Origin of the sequence: Clostridium coskatii, assembly GCF_001675205.1 — a bacterium.
GTDB classification, from domain to species: domain Bacteria; phylum Bacillota; class Clostridia; order Clostridiales; family Clostridiaceae; genus Clostridium_B; species Clostridium_B ljungdahlii.
Window position 1 is genome coordinate 106,227 of record NZ_LROR01000054.1, and the last position, 16,709, is coordinate 122,935.

General features: G+C 30.4%; 13 protein-coding genes. 8 read left to right on the forward strand and 5 right to left on the reverse strand.

Features of this window, described 5'->3' with window-relative positions:
• Window positions 1-110 precede the first annotated feature (110 nt).
• Entirely contained in the window at window positions 111-1,541 is a 1,431-nt protein-coding gene (gene purB / locus CLCOS_RS13035) for an adenylosuccinate lyase (RefSeq protein ID WP_063600208.1), read from the forward strand.
• A gap of 135 nt (window positions 1,542-1,676) precedes the next feature.
• Complete coding sequence (locus CLCOS_RS13040) at window positions 1,677-2,609, forward strand: hypothetical protein (RefSeq protein ID WP_063600209.1); 933 nt, start codon at window positions 1,677-1,679, stop codon at window positions 2,607-2,609.
• An 11-nt stretch (window positions 2,610-2,620) separates the two neighbouring features.
• Here the strand turns inward: CLCOS_RS13040 and gltX are convergent, their stop codons facing one another.
• A complete protein-coding gene (gene gltX, locus CLCOS_RS13045; protein ID WP_023163141.1) occupies window positions 2,621-4,063 on the reverse strand; it encodes a glutamate--tRNA ligase in 1,443 nt (480 codons plus the stop codon).
• A gap of 360 nt (window positions 4,064-4,423) precedes the next feature.
• Here gltX and gap point away from each other — a divergent pair, with 360 nt between their 5' ends.
• Window positions 4,424-5,479 carry a type I glyceraldehyde-3-phosphate dehydrogenase gene (gap, locus tag CLCOS_RS13050; protein ID WP_013238005.1) on the forward strand — a complete coding sequence of 352 codons (1,056 nt, stop codon included), beginning with the start codon at window positions 4,424-4,426 and terminating at the stop codon, window positions 5,477-5,479.
• Between the two features lie 115 nt (window positions 5,480-5,594).
• Here the strand turns inward: gap and CLCOS_RS13055 are convergent, their stop codons facing one another.
• On the reverse strand, window positions 5,595-6,836 hold the full coding sequence (locus tag CLCOS_RS13055) for a D-alanyl-D-alanine carboxypeptidase family protein (RefSeq protein ID WP_063600210.1): 1,242 nt from the start codon (window positions 6,834-6,836) through the stop codon (window positions 5,595-5,597).
• A 299-nt stretch (window positions 6,837-7,135) separates the two neighbouring features.
• Here CLCOS_RS13055 and CLCOS_RS13060 point away from each other — a divergent pair, with 299 nt between their 5' ends.
• Window positions 7,136-7,744, forward strand: a complete 609-nt coding sequence (locus CLCOS_RS13060) for an NUDIX hydrolase (RefSeq protein ID WP_063600211.1) — start codon at window positions 7,136-7,138, stop codon at window positions 7,742-7,744.
• A 120-nt stretch (window positions 7,745-7,864) separates the two neighbouring features.
• Here CLCOS_RS13060 and CLCOS_RS13065 read toward each other — a convergent pair whose 3' ends face one another.
• Window positions 7,865-9,346, reverse strand: a complete 1,482-nt coding sequence (locus CLCOS_RS13065; protein ID WP_013238008.1) for a nicotinate phosphoribosyltransferase — start codon at window positions 9,344-9,346, stop codon at window positions 7,865-7,867.
• 166 nt (window positions 9,347-9,512) lie between these two features.
• Complete coding sequence (locus tag CLCOS_RS13070) at window positions 9,513-10,115, reverse strand: thiamine phosphate synthase (protein WP_063600212.1); 603 nt, start codon at window positions 10,113-10,115, stop codon at window positions 9,513-9,515.
• A gap of 456 nt (window positions 10,116-10,571) precedes the next feature.
• Between CLCOS_RS13070 and CLCOS_RS13075 the strand changes: the two genes are divergently transcribed.
• On the forward strand, window positions 10,572-10,949 hold the full coding sequence (locus CLCOS_RS13075) for a response regulator (protein WP_063600213.1): 378 nt from the start codon (window positions 10,572-10,574) through the stop codon (window positions 10,947-10,949).
• A 124-nt stretch (window positions 10,950-11,073) separates the two neighbouring features.
• Here CLCOS_RS13075 and CLCOS_RS13080 read toward each other — a convergent pair whose 3' ends face one another.
• Window positions 11,074-13,074: a methyl-accepting chemotaxis protein gene (locus CLCOS_RS13080; protein ID WP_063600214.1), complete on the reverse strand. Its 2,001-nt coding sequence runs from the start codon at window positions 13,072-13,074 to the stop codon at window positions 11,074-11,076.
• Between the two features lie 270 nt (window positions 13,075-13,344).
• Between CLCOS_RS13080 and CLCOS_RS13085 the strand changes: the two genes are divergently transcribed.
• The 3 genes from CLCOS_RS13085 to CLCOS_RS13095 all read left to right on the forward strand — a co-directional run bounded on the left by CLCOS_RS13085 (window position 13,345) and on the right by CLCOS_RS13095 (window position 16,646).
• Complete coding sequence (locus tag CLCOS_RS13085) at window positions 13,345-13,716, forward strand: BlaI/MecI/CopY family transcriptional regulator (RefSeq protein WP_013238012.1); 372 nt, start codon at window positions 13,345-13,347, stop codon at window positions 13,714-13,716.
• A gap of 6 nt (window positions 13,717-13,722) precedes the next feature.
• Window positions 13,723-15,210: a M56 family metallopeptidase gene (locus CLCOS_RS13090; protein ID WP_063600215.1), complete on the forward strand. Its 1,488-nt coding sequence runs from the start codon at window positions 13,723-13,725 to the stop codon at window positions 15,208-15,210.
• A gap of 290 nt (window positions 15,211-15,500) precedes the next feature.
• A complete protein-coding gene (locus tag CLCOS_RS13095) occupies window positions 15,501-16,646 on the forward strand; it encodes a S8 family peptidase (protein ID WP_063600216.1) in 1,146 nt (381 codons plus the stop codon).
• Window positions 16,647-16,709: the final 63 nt, after the last annotated feature.

Below are 16,709 nucleotides of genomic sequence, written 5' to 3' on the forward strand. Positions count from 1 at the left end.
TGTTCAATCTATTATTTTAGTGAATATAAACGTGTAATATAGTAAAAATATATGTTATAATATGAATAATAAAAACAATTATATTACATACGTACGGAGGTATTTTTAAAATGAGAGACACATACACAACTCCTTTAAACACAAGATATGCATCTAAAGAGATGAGCTATATATTTTCTGATGAAAAGAAATTTAAAACTTGGAGAAAACTCTGGGTAGCTCTTGCAGAGTGTGAAAAGGAGCTTGGACTTAATATAACTTCTGAGCAAATAGATGAACTGAAAGCTAATATTGAAAATATAAATTATGAAGATGCAAAAAAAAGAGAAAAGGAAGTAAGACATGACGTAATGAGCCATGTATATGCTTATGGACTACAATGCCCTAAAGCTAAGGGAATAATACATTTAGGTGCAACTAGCTGTTATGTAGGGGATAATACCGACCTTATAATTATGAGAGAAGCCCTCCATATAATAAAGAGAAAAGTTATAAATGTAATAAGCTATCTTACTAAGTTTGCTTTAAAATATAAAGATATGCCAACTTTGGGATTTACTCATCTTCAACCTGCACAGCTTACTACAGTAGGAAAAAGGGCGACCTTATGGCTTCAAGACCTTTATTTAGACATTGAAAATATAGAATTTGTCATACAAAATATGAGATTTAGAGGTGTAAAGGGAACTACTGGAACCCAAGCTAGCTTTATGGAGCTTTTTAATGGAGATGAAGAAAAAGTAAAAAGATTAGATACAATGGTGACTAAGAAAATGGGATTTGAAAAGGAGTTTATGGTTACAGGACAGACTTATACTAGAAAACTTGATTCCATAATATTAAATACATTATCAGAAATTGCTCAAAGTGCATATAAGTTTAGCAATGATTTAAGAATATTGCAGAATATGAAAGAGATGGAGGAACCTTTTGAAAAAAATCAAATAGGATCTTCTGCTATGGCATATAAGCGAAATCCTATGAGATGTGAGAGAATAGGCTCTCTTGCAAGATACATAGTAGTAACAGCTTTAAATCCTGCTATAACAGCTTCAACTCAATGGTTTGAAAGAACCCTTGATGATTCAGCAAATAAGAGAATATCTATACCAGAAGCCTTTCTAGCTCTTGATGGAGTGCTAAATTTATATATGAATGTATCGGAAAATATGGTAGTGTATCCTAAGGTAATTGAATCTCATGTGGCTTCTGAACTTCCTTTTATGGCTACAGAAAACATAATAATGGAAGCTGTTAAAAAAGGTGGAGACAGACAGGAACTTCATGAGAGAATTAGGGTTCATTCTATGGAAGCAGCTAAAATGGTAAAAGTTGAGGGAAAGAAGAACGACTTATTGGAAAGAATAATAGGAGATCCTTTCTTTAAGATGAGTGAAGAAGAGATACTTTCACTAGTGGATTCTAAGAAGTTTATAGGTAGGGCACCTGGTCAGGTAGTTGACTTTATTCAGCAGCAAATAAAACCTCTTCTTGATAAAAGTAAGGATATTTTAGGAGAAGAAGCTGAAATAGATGTTTAGAGATTTTCTTTCAAATACCTTAAGCTATAGAATAAATATGTAAAAATAAAAATTAAATTTGCAACTTAAATTAAAGCCTTCATATTCTAATATTATAGGATTACCTTATAGCCTTAGTCATGGAGGTGTTTTTAATTGTCCAAAAGAAATAATGCAGATGATTTAATGCAATTAGCTTTATATATGGTACCAAAGTATATGAAAAGAATACAAAAATATAATAAGATGTTTGCTAATTCTGATAATGAAAAAGAGTACTATGAGCAGGAATATGCTGACAATAAAGAAATATTTGATTTCATACAGAAAAATATTATAGAAAAAAATAAAGATCTATTAAAAAGTGAATCAGAAGATAAGACTAAAAAAATTGCTGAGAAAACTGATACGAAAGACAAAGATGAAAAAGAGAAGAAAGAGGAAAAAGATAAATCAGAGGAAAAGAAGGAGGATAATAAAAAGGAAGCATCAAAAAAACATAGTTCCCATAGAAAAGAAAAAAATTTGAAGAAGTTGAATGGAGAAATAAAAAAAGATGGTACTATAATGTTTAAAAATAAGTGTCTTTTAAACTGTAATTCAGGAGTAATGGGTTTGCTGAATAAATTTGGCAGTGAAAAATTAGACTTGTATGTTAAAAATGATACAAGTGATATTTTTAAACATGTAAATGTAGTGCATTCAGATGGGGAACTTGTTAGATTTAATGATGGAGATTCGGATATTGTAGTACCCATAAAAAATATAGTAGGATTATATTCTACTAAACTCTCATCTATGGAAAAGCTATTAGAGGAAGATAACTATAAAATTAGCTGTCCCCTTGAAAAAACTATGAGAGAGTATTTTAGTTCTTTAAAGGGAAAGGCTATAGAGATTTGTACAAAGGGTGAAGAAAGCTTTAAGCATTTAAAAAATAAAACTGTTACAAATGTAGGTAAAGGATTTGTAATAGTAGATAATAATACAATGGTGACATTTTACAATATACTATTTGTGAAAGAACTAAAGAAAGAACAGGGAACACCAGAACAAAAAACTGATAATAAAAACGTACCTAAAATATAGGTACGTTTTTATTATTGAGCATTTTTAAGTTTCTCAATACCAATTTCTGTTCTCTTTATAGATTCTTCTTTGCCTATAATATCAGCTATTTCAAAAGCTCCACCAGGGGTGGATTTTTTGCCAGAAAGGCCAATTCGTACAGGCCACAGTACTACTCCATTTTTAACGCCCATTTCTGATATTAAGTCCATACAGCATTTTTCTATATTTTCAAAAGTCCAAGGTGATAGTTCTTTAAACTTTGGAAGAATTTTTTCAAGTACTGTAAGTGAGCTTTCCAAATTTGATTTCATTCTTTTGTGCACATATATGTCTTCAGTGTATTCTGGGAGTTCCTCAAAGAAATCTAGGAAGTCAGGTATCTCGCTTAATACTTCAACTCTTGTTTGAAGTAAACTACTTATCTTTAAAAAATCTAAGTCCTTTGAAATTACTTTTTTATAATAAGGAAGGGCAAGAGAGTTGAATTCTTCTAAAGACAGCTTCTTTATATATTCCCCGTTCATCCACTTCAGTTTTACATTATCAAATATAGCAGGTGATTTATTGATATTTCTATAGTCAAATTCTTTTACAAGCTCCTCTAAATTAAAGATTTCCTGTTCACTTCTTGGGTTCCATCCTAAAAGTGCTATATAATTAAGTACAGCTTCTTTCAAATAACCCTTTTCTATCAAGTCCTCAAAAGACGCATCACCGTTTCTTTTGCTCAGTTTATTATGTTCATCTTTCATTATTGGGGGACAGTGAACGTATATTGGAATTTCCCATCCGAAAGCTTCATATAATCTATTGTATTTAGGAGCAGAAGATAGATACTCGCTTCCTCTTACTACATGAGTTATTCCCATAAGATGATCATCTATTACGTTTGCAAAGTTATAAGTAGGATATCCATCTGATTTTATAAGTATCATGTCATCTAATTCAGAATTGTCAACAGATATGTTACCATAAATTTCATCATTAAATGAAGTGACACCTACTTCAGGATTGTTTTGTCTTATAACATAAGGAATTCCTGATGCTAAATTTTTTTCTATTTCTTCCTTTGAGAGGTGTAAGCAGTGTTTATCATATTTATAAGTATCTGAATTATTTCTCAGTGAATCTAGTCTTTCTTTTGTACAGAAGCAGTAGTATGCTTCTCCTTTTTCTATAAGTTCTTTTGCGTATTTTAGGTAAATATCAGTTCTCTGACTCTGTACGTAAGGACCAACAGGGCCTCCTATATCAGGTCCTTCATCATGTTTAAGACCTGTAGCTTTTAGAGTATCGTAAATTACATTTAGGGCCCCTTCTACAAATCTTTCCTGATCTGTATCTTCAATTCGGAGTATGAAATCCCCACCTGCATGTTTTGCAATTAAATATGTATACAGCGCAGTTCTTAAGTTTCCAACGTGCATATATCCTGTTGGACTTGGCGCAAACCTCGTTCTAACTTTAGCCATTTTTTTCACTCCCATTATTTTAAAGTAAAAACCTTTCATCTATTTCAGATGAAAGGTTGTAAGTTTTCTACTACCCTTAAATAATATAATAATAGAGATTTTGTGTCAAGCAGGTTTATTATGAACTTATTTGTAAAATGGAGAAAATGGATATTAAATGTAGATAATATTAATATATGAAAGGAAAATAAGTATATCATAATAAATGGGCAGGAAAATAAATTTGACATATATGCTGTCTATTGATATAAATAATATAGCACATATGTTATTTATACAGCATATATTTTAAAATATAAAGATAAATGTTATGTAATAATAAAGTAAAAGTACATAAATTTTTTATAGGGGGAAAAGATAATGTCCATAAAAGTTGGAATTAATGGTTTTGGAAGAATAGGAAGGTTGGTTTTGAGAATTGCTCAAGAAAGACTGAAGGACAATATTGAGATTGTAGCAATTAACGCAAGAGCAGATAACGAAACTCTGGCACATCTTCTAAAATACGACTCCTGCTACGGAAGATTTAATGGAAATGTAAAGGCAGCAGAAGATTCAATTATTGTAAATGGTTCTAAAATAAAAGTGTTTAGAGAAAATGATCCTGAAGATTTACCTTGGGGTAAATTGGATGTAGATATAGTTATAGAATCCACGGGAAAGTTTAAAGATAGAGAAAGCTTATACAAGCATATAAAAGCTGGAGCAAAAAAAGTTATAATTACAGCTCCTGCAAAGGACGAAGATATAACTATAGTTATGGGAGTAAATCAAGAAAAATTTGATGTTGAGTCTCATAATATTATCTCAAATGCATCCTGTACAACTAATTGTTTGGCACCTTTTGCTAAAGTATTAGATAAGAATTTTGGAATTATAAGAGGTCTTATGACTACAGTTCACTCTTATACAAATGACCAACAATTGCTTGATAAAACTCACAAGGATTTGAGAAGAGCTAGAGCTGCAGGAGAATCTATAATTCCGACTACTACTGGAGCAGCTAAGGCAGTGGCAAAAGTATTGCCTAATTTAGAGGGAAAATTAAGCGGTTTTGCACTTAGAATACCTACACCTACAGTTTCTATTACAGACTTGGTCTGTGAACTTTCAAAATCTGTTACGGTAGAAGAAGTAAATGAAGCTTTTAAAAGAGCTTCTGAGGGATCTATGAAAGGAATACTGGGATATTCTGAAGAACCACTGGTATCTATAGATTATAAGGGAGACGATAGGTCTTCTATAGTAGATGGTCTTTCAACTATGGTATTAAAGGATAATATGATTAAAGTAGTATCCTGGTATGATAATGAATGGGCTTATTCCTGTAGAACTGTAGATTTGGCTAATTATATTGCAGGTGAGATGGAGAAGGCTAGTGAAAAACCTATTGATATGGTTGCAGAAGGAGTTTAAAATATCAATCAAGTTTTCATTCAGATGAAATCCAATAAAAAAATTGTTCCTATGAAACTTCATGGGAACAATTTTTTTATCTTAAATTATCTTGGTCAGTTTTTCGTATAAACTGTTATAAATAGCGATGTCTTCTTTTACGTCTTTTCATTATACGTGCCAGGATAAAAATAAATATCAATGCTAATATAAAAATTGCAGCGTAAAAGGAAATAACATTTTTATCTAAGGTCTGTTTTGGCAGATCCGAATAAATATTATAATCCTTGGAGAACTCACGTTGGTTTACAGTAAGTGTTCCCAGGGGAACTTCACCTTTTAGAGCTTCCACAGAAGTATTTTTAATGCTTATAATTTCTTTCAAGTCTTTTTTATTCAAATCATTATCATAATATGTTACATCATCTTTAATCTTAATAGGTACTTCTAAGCTTTTTTTAATACCTATAAAAGAAATAGGATTGTAGCTAACTTCTTTTCTTCCTATTATAGAATCCTTTTTATTCAAAACAACAGGTTGTTTTGAATAACTCCAATTTATTATTTTTTCCATATCATTAAATACATAACTGTCAGCAGGATCGTAAACTGAGCCCATTACAACTCCTACCATTTCCCTACCATTCCTGTTATAAATTGCAACTAGACATCTTCCAGCTGGATCAGTATATCCAGTTTTACCTGCAATGCAGCCATCTTTGCCTAAAAGCTTATTTGTGTTTTTGATTGGAAAAGCAAGTCCTTTTGTAGTTTTTATAGTATTTGCAGGTCTTTCCATAGCCTTTTGTATACGTGGAATTTTAAAGGCTTGTCTCGCTATAACACTCATATCGTAGGGTGTAGTATAGTGATTTGGATTATGGAGACCATTTGGTGTTACAAAGTGAGTATTCTTTAAATTTAGGTTTTTTACTTCTTCATTCATTTTGTCAGAAAATGTAGGTGCATCCTTAGATACATTTTCTGCTACGACGTATGCTAAGTCATTGGCAGAATACATTAAAAGCCCATCCATTACATCTTCAGCAGACATAGTATCACCTACCTCTATTGCATGTAGATCTCTATTTAAAGAGGATGGTGGCTGAGATTTAGCATCAGCTGTGTATGTTAGCATATCCCCTGGTTTTTTATTTTTTTCAAGAAGAATAGCTGTTAAAAGTTTTGTAGTGCTAGCAGGGTACATTTTAATATCTGCATTTTTTTCATATATTATTTCATTTGTCTGCATGTCCACTGTTATTGCTGCTTTACCATATATTTCAGGTAGAGCAGTTGAATTATCAGCAAGTACATTAAAAGATAAACAAAATATGAAAATAAATGTAAGTAATAAACTAGTATTTTTACATTTCAAAGTACATCACTCCACTTATTTAATATTTATGTATATGTTTTGTTAAGGCATTTGAAAGAAAATAACAAGTCAAAGATGCGACGGATATTTTTTATCAGACAAGGAGGCAGGTTCCGCAGATAGTGAATCCTATCTAAGGGTTCTACCGACACAGTATGATAAAAAATATCCTAGCATACTGACTAGTTATTTCTTTGAAAATACCCAAAAACATTATATAATTAATCATGACATTTTAAAGTATAACATTATAAAATTCATTTTACAATTGAGGATTATTTGATTTTAGGAGGTAAACAATGATAGATAAAATAAATGATATATTTAAATCTAGAAAAGCAAATATGATTGGACATTATAATAAAAATTCAGTGATGATTCCCTTATGCAGTATGGACGGAGAATTAAATTTGTTATTCGAAGTAAGGTCTTTAAATTTAAAACATCAGCCTGGGGACGTATGTTTCCCTGGAGGAAAAATGGAAAAGGGGGAAATTCCAAAAGATACAGCTATTAGAGAAACTATGGAAGAACTAAATTTAAATAGGGAGGATATAGAATTTATAGGGGATATGGATTACATTGTCACTCCCTATAATTTTATAATGTATCCTTTTGTATGCAAGTTAAATAGGGAAGATATAAGTCCAAGTAGGGAGGAAGTAGATCATGTATTTACGGTACCTCTAAATTTTTTTATAGATAAAGAACCTGTATTACATGAAATTGAGATAGTTCCACATCCAAAAGAGGATTTTCCCTATAATCTGATAATAGGTGGAGAAAACTACAAATTTAGGAGGGGGAAAATGCCATCATATTTTTATACATATAAAGATTATACTATATGGGGGTTTACGGCACTAATAATAAAGAAATTTACGGATATAATTAAAAATGAAATATAACTTATTAACAGTATTCCTAATGTTTTTAGCATTTAGAAAGCATTGTCTAGAGGCTTCAGACATAGAACAGAGGAACAGGTAATAAGCTTATTACCTGTTCCTCTACAAATTGCATTGATATTATTCTACATAAGTTGAAGAATATTTACTGAGAAGTTCATGTTTTAAATCCCAGAGTTTTTCAGATAAATCTACATAGTAGTGATGAGGATTTTCAAATCTCAGCACTTCAGGCCATAATTTGGACAATTCTTCTTTTGCTCTATCTTTTATGTCTAGCACATCAGGGCAGGTGTATACAAGTTTTCCCTTATCAAATATTTTTACTCTTAAATCTTTTATATAATAATCTCTTATTTTTTTCCTTTTCCACGTAAAAACTGGATCAAATATTTCTATAGTCTCATCCTTATTTATTTCTTCATCTTCTAAAGTTATTAAATCTGCAATTGCTTTATTTTCCTTTTTACTATAAATTCTATATACTTTTTTAAATCCAGGGTTAGTTATTTTCTCTTCATTTTCACTTATTTTTATTTTAGGTATAATTCTACCTTCCCTATCTTCTATGGCAGATAGCTTATATACTCCGCCAAATACTGGTTCTGATCTTGCAGTTATGAGTCTCTCTCCTACACCAAAAGAATCAATGCAGGCACCTTCTCTAAGTACATCAGTTATGATAAATTCATCTAATGAGTTTGAAATAACTATGTTAACATCTTCAAGATCGGCTCTATCAAGTATTTTTCTGCATTCTTTTGTTAAGTAAGTTATGTCTCCACTATCAATTCTTACTCCTTTAGGTTTATGACCGTTTGGAATTAAAATTTCTTTGAAAACCTTTATAGCATTGGGGAGACCGGATCTCAGTACATTGTATGTATCAATAAGTAACACACAATTATCAGGATATACTTCAGCCCAGGCCTTAAAAGATTCATATTCTGATGGAAAAAGTTGTATCCAACTGTGGGCCATTGTGCCAACTGCAGGCATACCAAACATTTGCTCAGATATAGTGCAAGCAGTGGAACTACATCCGCCTATAACTGCAGCTCTGGCACCATATATAGCTGCATCAGGAGCTTGAGCACGCCTAGAACCAAATTCCATTACAGGTCTAGTGCCTGCTGCTCTACAAATTCTACTTGCTTTTGTTGCAATTAGAGTTTGGTGATTTATAGTTAGAAGTATCATGGTTTCAACAAACTGAGCTTGAATAGCGGGACCTCTTACAGTTATTAGCGGTTCATTTGGAAATATAGGAGTTCCTTCGGGTACGGCCCATACATCACAGCAAAATCTAAAATCTTTTAGGTAATTTAAGAAGTCTTCTGAAAATTGTTCCTTACTCCTGAGATACTCTATGTCTTCATCTGTAAAACTTAAATTTGACAGGTATTCTATAACTTGTTGAACACCTGCCATTATGCAATAACCACCTTCATCTGGAATCTTTCTGAAAAACATATCAAAATAGGCTATTCTATTACCCATATTGGTTTTCAAATACCCGTTACCCATAGTAAATTCATAGAAATCTACTAGCATTGTGAGGTTTCTTTCGTTTCTCACATTAAAGTTCTTTGTGCTTTCCATAATGAAAATCTCCTCTTATCTACGTTTTGATTATGATAAAAAAATATACATATGTATACATTGTAATACTTAAATTAACATATTACAAGGTTGTACATTTATGGAATTCTGAACTTTATTGAAGAATGTAAGTCATGGTTTGATCTCTAAATTTTTTATCATACCTTCATCTTTTAAAATGTTTTTTTAGATTATAAGTTGTAGTAAAAGGGTCATCTGAAGTCATTACAAGAGACATTACAGCTGCACCACGAACTTTGGTTCCTAGTACTATATCTATATTGGTCTCAGTTATTCCACCTATTGCAATAACTGGAATTGAAACGTTATTTAGGATTTCTTTTAAAAATGAAATACCCCTGCCTTTTAGTCCTTTTTTACAGTCTGTTTCAAAAATGTGTCCTGTAAGGAGATAATCTGCGCCTTTTTTTTGTGCATTTATAGCTTCCAAAGTATTGTGTACAGATACACCTACAGTGCATTTTAATTTTAAATTGCTATTCATATAATTTTGATAACTTGTGTGAAATCCTTTGGCATTTACTTTTAAGGCTGTTTCTATACTGCTGTTTATTATTAAGGGTATATTACTAGAATCTGTAATTTTTTTTATTTCTTCAGCAATTGGAACTAGTTGCCTATAAGTAAGATCTTTTTCACGTAAGATTATGGCATCTGCACCACCTAATATGGAAGCTTTTAGTATATCAATCATATTCTTATTTTTTACAAGCCTTCTGTTTGTTACTATATATAATTTTTTGTTCATATTATTATGGACTCCCAATCTTTTATTTTATGGATAAATTTATACTTAATTAATAAAAATAAAAAGGAGTGTTTATGTTGTAAACACTGCTTGAAATATATCTTTATTAATTTGTCTCCCTACGGTAGTGTTAACTACATCAAGTTCAAATGGCCAGGTTTCATCTTCCCAATCAAAATGGTCCACCCGCAACAATTTATTAATTTATAGGTATATAATACTACTTAGTTTTATATATGTAAATGATTTGGAATGTCATTTGTAATAAAATGGTACAAACTATAGAAAATTATTCTAATATTTTGTATAATTAAAATATAAATTTGTGATTATTTGTATGCTTAGGTAACTTTATGGTTGATTTACGAAATTGATGGAAAAGTTATTGATGGTAGATCGAATAAAAAGTACTAAATATTATATAGATAAACTTTATGAGGGGAGTTTTAAAGAATTATGGGTAAAAAAAATATATTAATAATTGATGATTCCTTAAGTGTGAGACAATTTATAAGAAAGATTTTAGAGGAAGCAAATTATAAAGTATATGAAGCAGGTGATGGTGAAGAAGGAATCAAAGTATTTAAAGAAAGTGGTAATATTGATTTAGTAATTACAGATATATATATGCCTAAAAAAAGCGGAATAGAAGTTCTTATAGAATTAAAAAGAGAGTATAAAGATTTAAAGATAATTATTCTTTCCGATGGAGGGGAAAAAGACTTTTCAGATGAAAATGGAATATGTGAGGATCTTGGAGCCACTTATTTTTTTAAAAAAGATTGGGTAAAGGATGGGCTTATAGAATTAGTAAATAGGATATTTATCAAGTGATTTTTATGAAGCAACTTTTTTAGTTAATAGTTAAGAGTGAAGAATTAATTCTTAATTTGTGAAAGTTGAGTAATTAATTTAAGATTAAGCTGCTATATAAGATATAGCAGCTTAATTTTGCCTATTAGTTAATTTTAAATTTATTTATTTCAGCTGCTAATTGTTCTGCTAATATCTGAAGATTACTTGAATGTTTTGTAAGTTCTTCCATAGTGGCTGATATCTCTTCTGTTGAAGCTGTAGTTTCTTGTGAAGCTGCAGCTGTTTCCTGTGATATAGATGAAATATTATCAATTTCAGATATTGTAGATTGTTTTTTCTCATTTATATCTGAAATTGATGTTTTTACTTCATCAACTTTAGCAATCATTGATTCAATTGATTTTAGAATTACTTTAAATATTTTATGAGTTTGATCTACGGCTAAATATTGCTCATCTACTGCATTTTCAGCGGATTTAATAGCGCTTACTGCTGTCTCTGATTTATTTTGTATACTTTCTATAATTTTCTTTATCTCATTGGTTGAATTTTGAGATTCTTCAGCAAGTATCCGTATCTCTTCTGCTACTACAGCAAATCCTTTGCCAGCTTCACCTGCCCGTGCAGATTCTATACTTGCATTTAATGCTAAAAGATTAGTTTGTTCTGTTATTTCAGATATTGTTTCAGATATACTATTTATCTGTTTAGCACTTTCGTTCATGTCACGAACTATGTCATTGACGGATGTAGTAACCGTTTTAGCTTTATTTGATTTTTCAGTTAAAGTATCCACTACAGAGAGTCCTTTTGTACCTAATCTTTTGGTGGCGTTTGAGATTTTATCCATTTCATCAGAACTAATACTAACTTCCTTCAATCTATTTGATAAATCCTCCATTTCAGAAGCTCCATTTTGAGCACCTTTAGCTTGTTCAGTTGCATCTAAGGAAACTTCTTCAACAGCTTTTGCTACTTCGCCTACAGAAGCTGTTACTTCTTCAGACATACTTGCAAGACTTGTTGACGTTTCTAGGACTGTTTCAGATGATTTTAGAATATTATTCATGAGCTTGGATATATTTCTCATCATTAAGTTAAATGATGCAGCCAAATCTTTAAATTCATCTTTTGTGGAAGCAGTTATAGATACTGTTAAATCTCCATTTGAAGCCTTGGCAAATACCTCTTTTAGCTTTTTAATATTATTAGATAATCCTTTGCTTAAAAACAATGAAAGAAATATTGCGATTAGTGCCATTATTATTATTATTGAGAAAGTTGTGACTAATATAGAGCTTGTATCCTTGGTGAGTTCGCTTTTATCTAAAGCAGCCACTAGCTTCCAACCTGTTAATTTATTTGTCTGGTATACACCAAATTTACTAGTACCATTATAGGTATAATTAACAAATCCACTGTTTCCCGATTTTGCTTTATCCCAAAAAGACAGCTTAGAGATTAGATTTGTATTGATAAGTTCTTTTTGGGGATGGGCTAAGGTAGTACCTGATGAATCAGAGACAAATACATATCCTGTAGTACCTACCTTCTTTGTAGATATTCTTTCTGTAAGTGTAGTTAGAGAACAATCCAATCCAATAACGCCAACTACTTGTCCATTTTTTTCTACTGTTTGTACAACTCCAACAAGAGTTTTACCAGTTACAATGTCTTTGTAAGGAGGAGTTATTACAACTTTACCTTTATTAGCTAAAGCTTGTTTATACCAAGGCCTTGTAGTTGGATCATATCCTTCAGGCATTGTTGAAATAGGATATATAGTAAACTTTTTGGAGGCAGTTCCGTAATATACATCAAATATGTCATTATCACTTTCTTTTATACTTTTTAGCATATCTGATATCATTGGAGTATTATTGTCTGTATCAATATTTATAATACCGGGATTATTTGCAGTAAGATTTATTATGTCTGAAAATCCATTAAAGTAATTAGTTAATCCACTGTCTATCTCTGAGAGAGTTTGAGTACTTGTAAGTGTTAACTTATTGGTGAGAATTGACTTTGATTGCATATAGGAACCAAGGCCTCCTATGGTTAGTGGAATTACACAAATTGCTATTAAGCTAGTAATTAATTTAGTTCTAATACTGTTTAGTTTGAAATCCTTAAAAGTCATGTTAATCCCCCTTTGTTATTTTATACCGATCACTTAAAAATTTAGTGCTAACTTTAATTAATATGTAATATAATAAAATAATAAAGTACATATTAACAAAAATCAACATAATTCAATAAATTTTTTAAATAAAAATAATTTAGAAAATATACCAAAATGATACAACTTTAAAATGGATAATATATAAAATACTATTGATAATTATTGAGAAAGCGAATAATATATATACTATAGATTACAATCGTAATTATGATTTTAGGAGGAGTTATCATGGCAAATATACCCAAAATATCTGAATCAGAGTGGGAAGTAATGAAAGTCATATGGAATAAAAATCCATGTTCGGCAAATGAAATAATAAAGCAATTGGAAGATAGTACAAGTTGGAAACCTAAGACAGTTAAATCACTTATAAGCAGACTTTTAAAGAAAAATGTAATTGGATTTAATGAGGAGGGCAGAACTTATTATTATTATCCTTTATTTGATGAAAAAGAATGTGCAAGACAGGAGAGCAGTTCTTTTATTAAAAGAGTATACAACGGTGCTGCTAAGAATATGTTATTGAATTTTATAGAAGACAATAAATTGACAGAAGAGGATTTAGACGATTTAAAAAAAATATTAAATGATAGGGATTAGGATCTTATGTTTAAGTTTATTATTTTATATAAATGGGTATTATATTTATCACTTCTAGCTAGTTTTTTAATAATATTTTTTCTAGCTGCTAAAAAAGTTTTAAAACAGAGATTGAGAATAGAAGTTCAATATATTATTGGAATTCTGATTTTGGTAAGACTTATTGTACCGGCTTTACCTAAGAGTTCACTTAGCATATTTAACATAATGCCGTTTTACTTTAATAGACCTCCTGTTACCTCGGCAATAGATAAATTTGACTATGATCAGTATCTTACTGAGAGTGTAAGTGAGAAAAGTGTAGGTAGTGCTAAAGGTGAGACTGATTATGCTTACTTAAATCCAAGTATTATTAGGGATACATTTAACATACCCGAATCATATATGCAAGTCACATTTGAAATATGGTATGTAGGTTTTATTTTAGGCATGATTTATATGCTTATGTCATATGTGACATGTTTGAAAAAAGTAAGTAAGTATGAATCAATAAGGGATAAAAGAATTATTGATATTTTGAAAAAGTGCAAAAACAATATGAATATAAAGAAGAATATAAATGTTGTACAAGGAATAGATATAAAAAGCCCAGCAATTTTTGGTATGATCGCACCTAAGATATTGATGCCCTTAACTGTGATTAAATGTATGAATGACAATGATATTAAAAATATATTTTTACACGAACTTTCGCACTATAAGAAAAAAGATATTTTTGTAAATTATGTTATCGGAATAACTAGAGTAATTTATTGGTTTAATCCTATTATATGGTATTTCACAAATGAAATGAAAAAGGATATGGAATTGTCCTGTGATTCTATAGCTCTTAATTATATAGAATCTGAGAAGACCAAGGAATATGGATATACTATGATAGACCTTATAAAATACTCAAAGTTTGTTAAAAAATCTAGAGTAAGTATGGCAGTTGGCATATCTGTAGATGCTAAATATATGGCCAAAAGAATTAGCATGATAAAGAAATTTGAAAGAATTTCCCCTAAGGCTATTGTAAGCTCCATAATTGTATTCTGCTTTTGTATATTAATTATGCTTACTGAAGCAAAAATAAACAATGTGTTTTCACAAGATGCGTTAAATAAACAGATAACATCCAAATATGTAGTAGATGAACTTGGAATAAATAGAATAGAGGATAATACAAGTTATCCTTATGAATGTGATCTTGAGGTTTTGGGAAACTGGAAATCTGTAGATATTGTTGATAATATATCTGATTTCAAAAAAGATAAGAGACAGTGGAAAGATAACATGTATATAAAAGAAATTAAATTTTTTAATGGAGGTGCTACAGATAAAAGCTGGTTAACGTGGACAAAAGGAATTGTAATTGATAAAAGTGATAAACTTTCTAGTGAATATGTAATAAAAAATATAGATGGAGAAATTTATATGTTTTTTAGGTGGAAAAATGGCGACTATGCATTTGGATGCAGAAAACCAGTTTACTACGTTTTGAAAAAGGTTTAAATGCATTATAGTTTCTAAGCAAAGAATAAATTTATACTCCGGATATTTTTACAACCCTCAGCTCGGTTAAATATTTTACTAAGACTTATATGCAAAATATTTAAATGAGCTTCATTATTGTAAAAATATGCCTGCATATAAATTTATTCTTAAGTTAGAATGGCTATATAGAGTTTGTAGCTTGAAATTTAAATTTATACATGAAATTTGTCATTATATGATATTGTATAAGTTTAAATTTCAATTAGAAACTCTGTAAAAATTAATTATGGATAAAAGGAGAATTAAAGATGAAGAAAAAAATTTTAATCATTACGATTACAATTGTAATTTTACTTGCAATTGGAGGGGGCATTTTTGTAAAAAATGCTATGGAAGAAGGTGACCCTAAGAATTGGGGAATAAATCCTTCAAAAATTTCAGATATAGTAACAAACAGGGTTTTGCAAAAATGTAACTCAGATCTTGAGAGAATATATGGATTTCAAGATAAAGATATGTCTAAAAAGGATTTGTCACAGGTCTCTTTAGATGTTATTTCAAATATAAGCTTTGATAAGTCTACAAAGTGGCCTGAAAAAAGTAAACTTCCACAGGGATATGATCCAAATAAGTGGTTCGATGCTGGTAAGAATCCAGGACTCAATTTAAGCAAAATTCATGAAAAGGGAGTTACAGGTAAAGGAATCAGTGTAGCGGTTATAGATAAGCCAATAAGATCTACTCATAACGAATTTAAGGGTAAGATGAATTATTATAAAGTTGGTGATCATCAAACAAGTGCTCATTTTCATGGACTAGCTTGTGCTTCTATTTTAGCAGGTAAAACTTGTGGAGTAGCAAGTGGATCAAAATTGTATTACTTTGCAACTCCAGATTCAAAAGACAGACAGGAATATTATATGGAGGCTATAGATAAGATTATTGATGTCAATAAATCACTTTCTAAAAATGAAAAAATACGAATTGTATCTATATCTGATGGTGTAAGTAAACGGGGCAAATACTTTGATAAATGGCAGCAAACTATAAAGAGGGCAAATTTTAGTGGTCTTACGGTAGTGTATTCTAACTTACTTTATGATAGAAAATTTACATGGGGCGGATGTAATCCTTCAAAGGATAGAAATAATCCCCTAAATTATGAACTTAGTAAATACTTAAATGGAAGAAATATAGATAAATCCAATATAATTGTCCCAGGAGATTTTAGAACTACTGCTGGCAATAGTTCTGATAGTACTTATGTTTACTGGGGTGAAGGAGGATTTAGCTGGGCTATTCCTTATGTTACAGGACTTGCAGCTTTGGCATGGCAGGTAAATCCAAATTTAACGTTTGATCAAATATTAGATAAGCTTATAGAAACAAAGGCTACTACAGCAGAAGGTAGATATATAATTAATCCAGAAAAATTTATAAATTCAATATCTTAAATAAAATATATTAAAAGATGATTTCTATATTTATAGAAATCATCTTTTTGAGTTATGATAGTT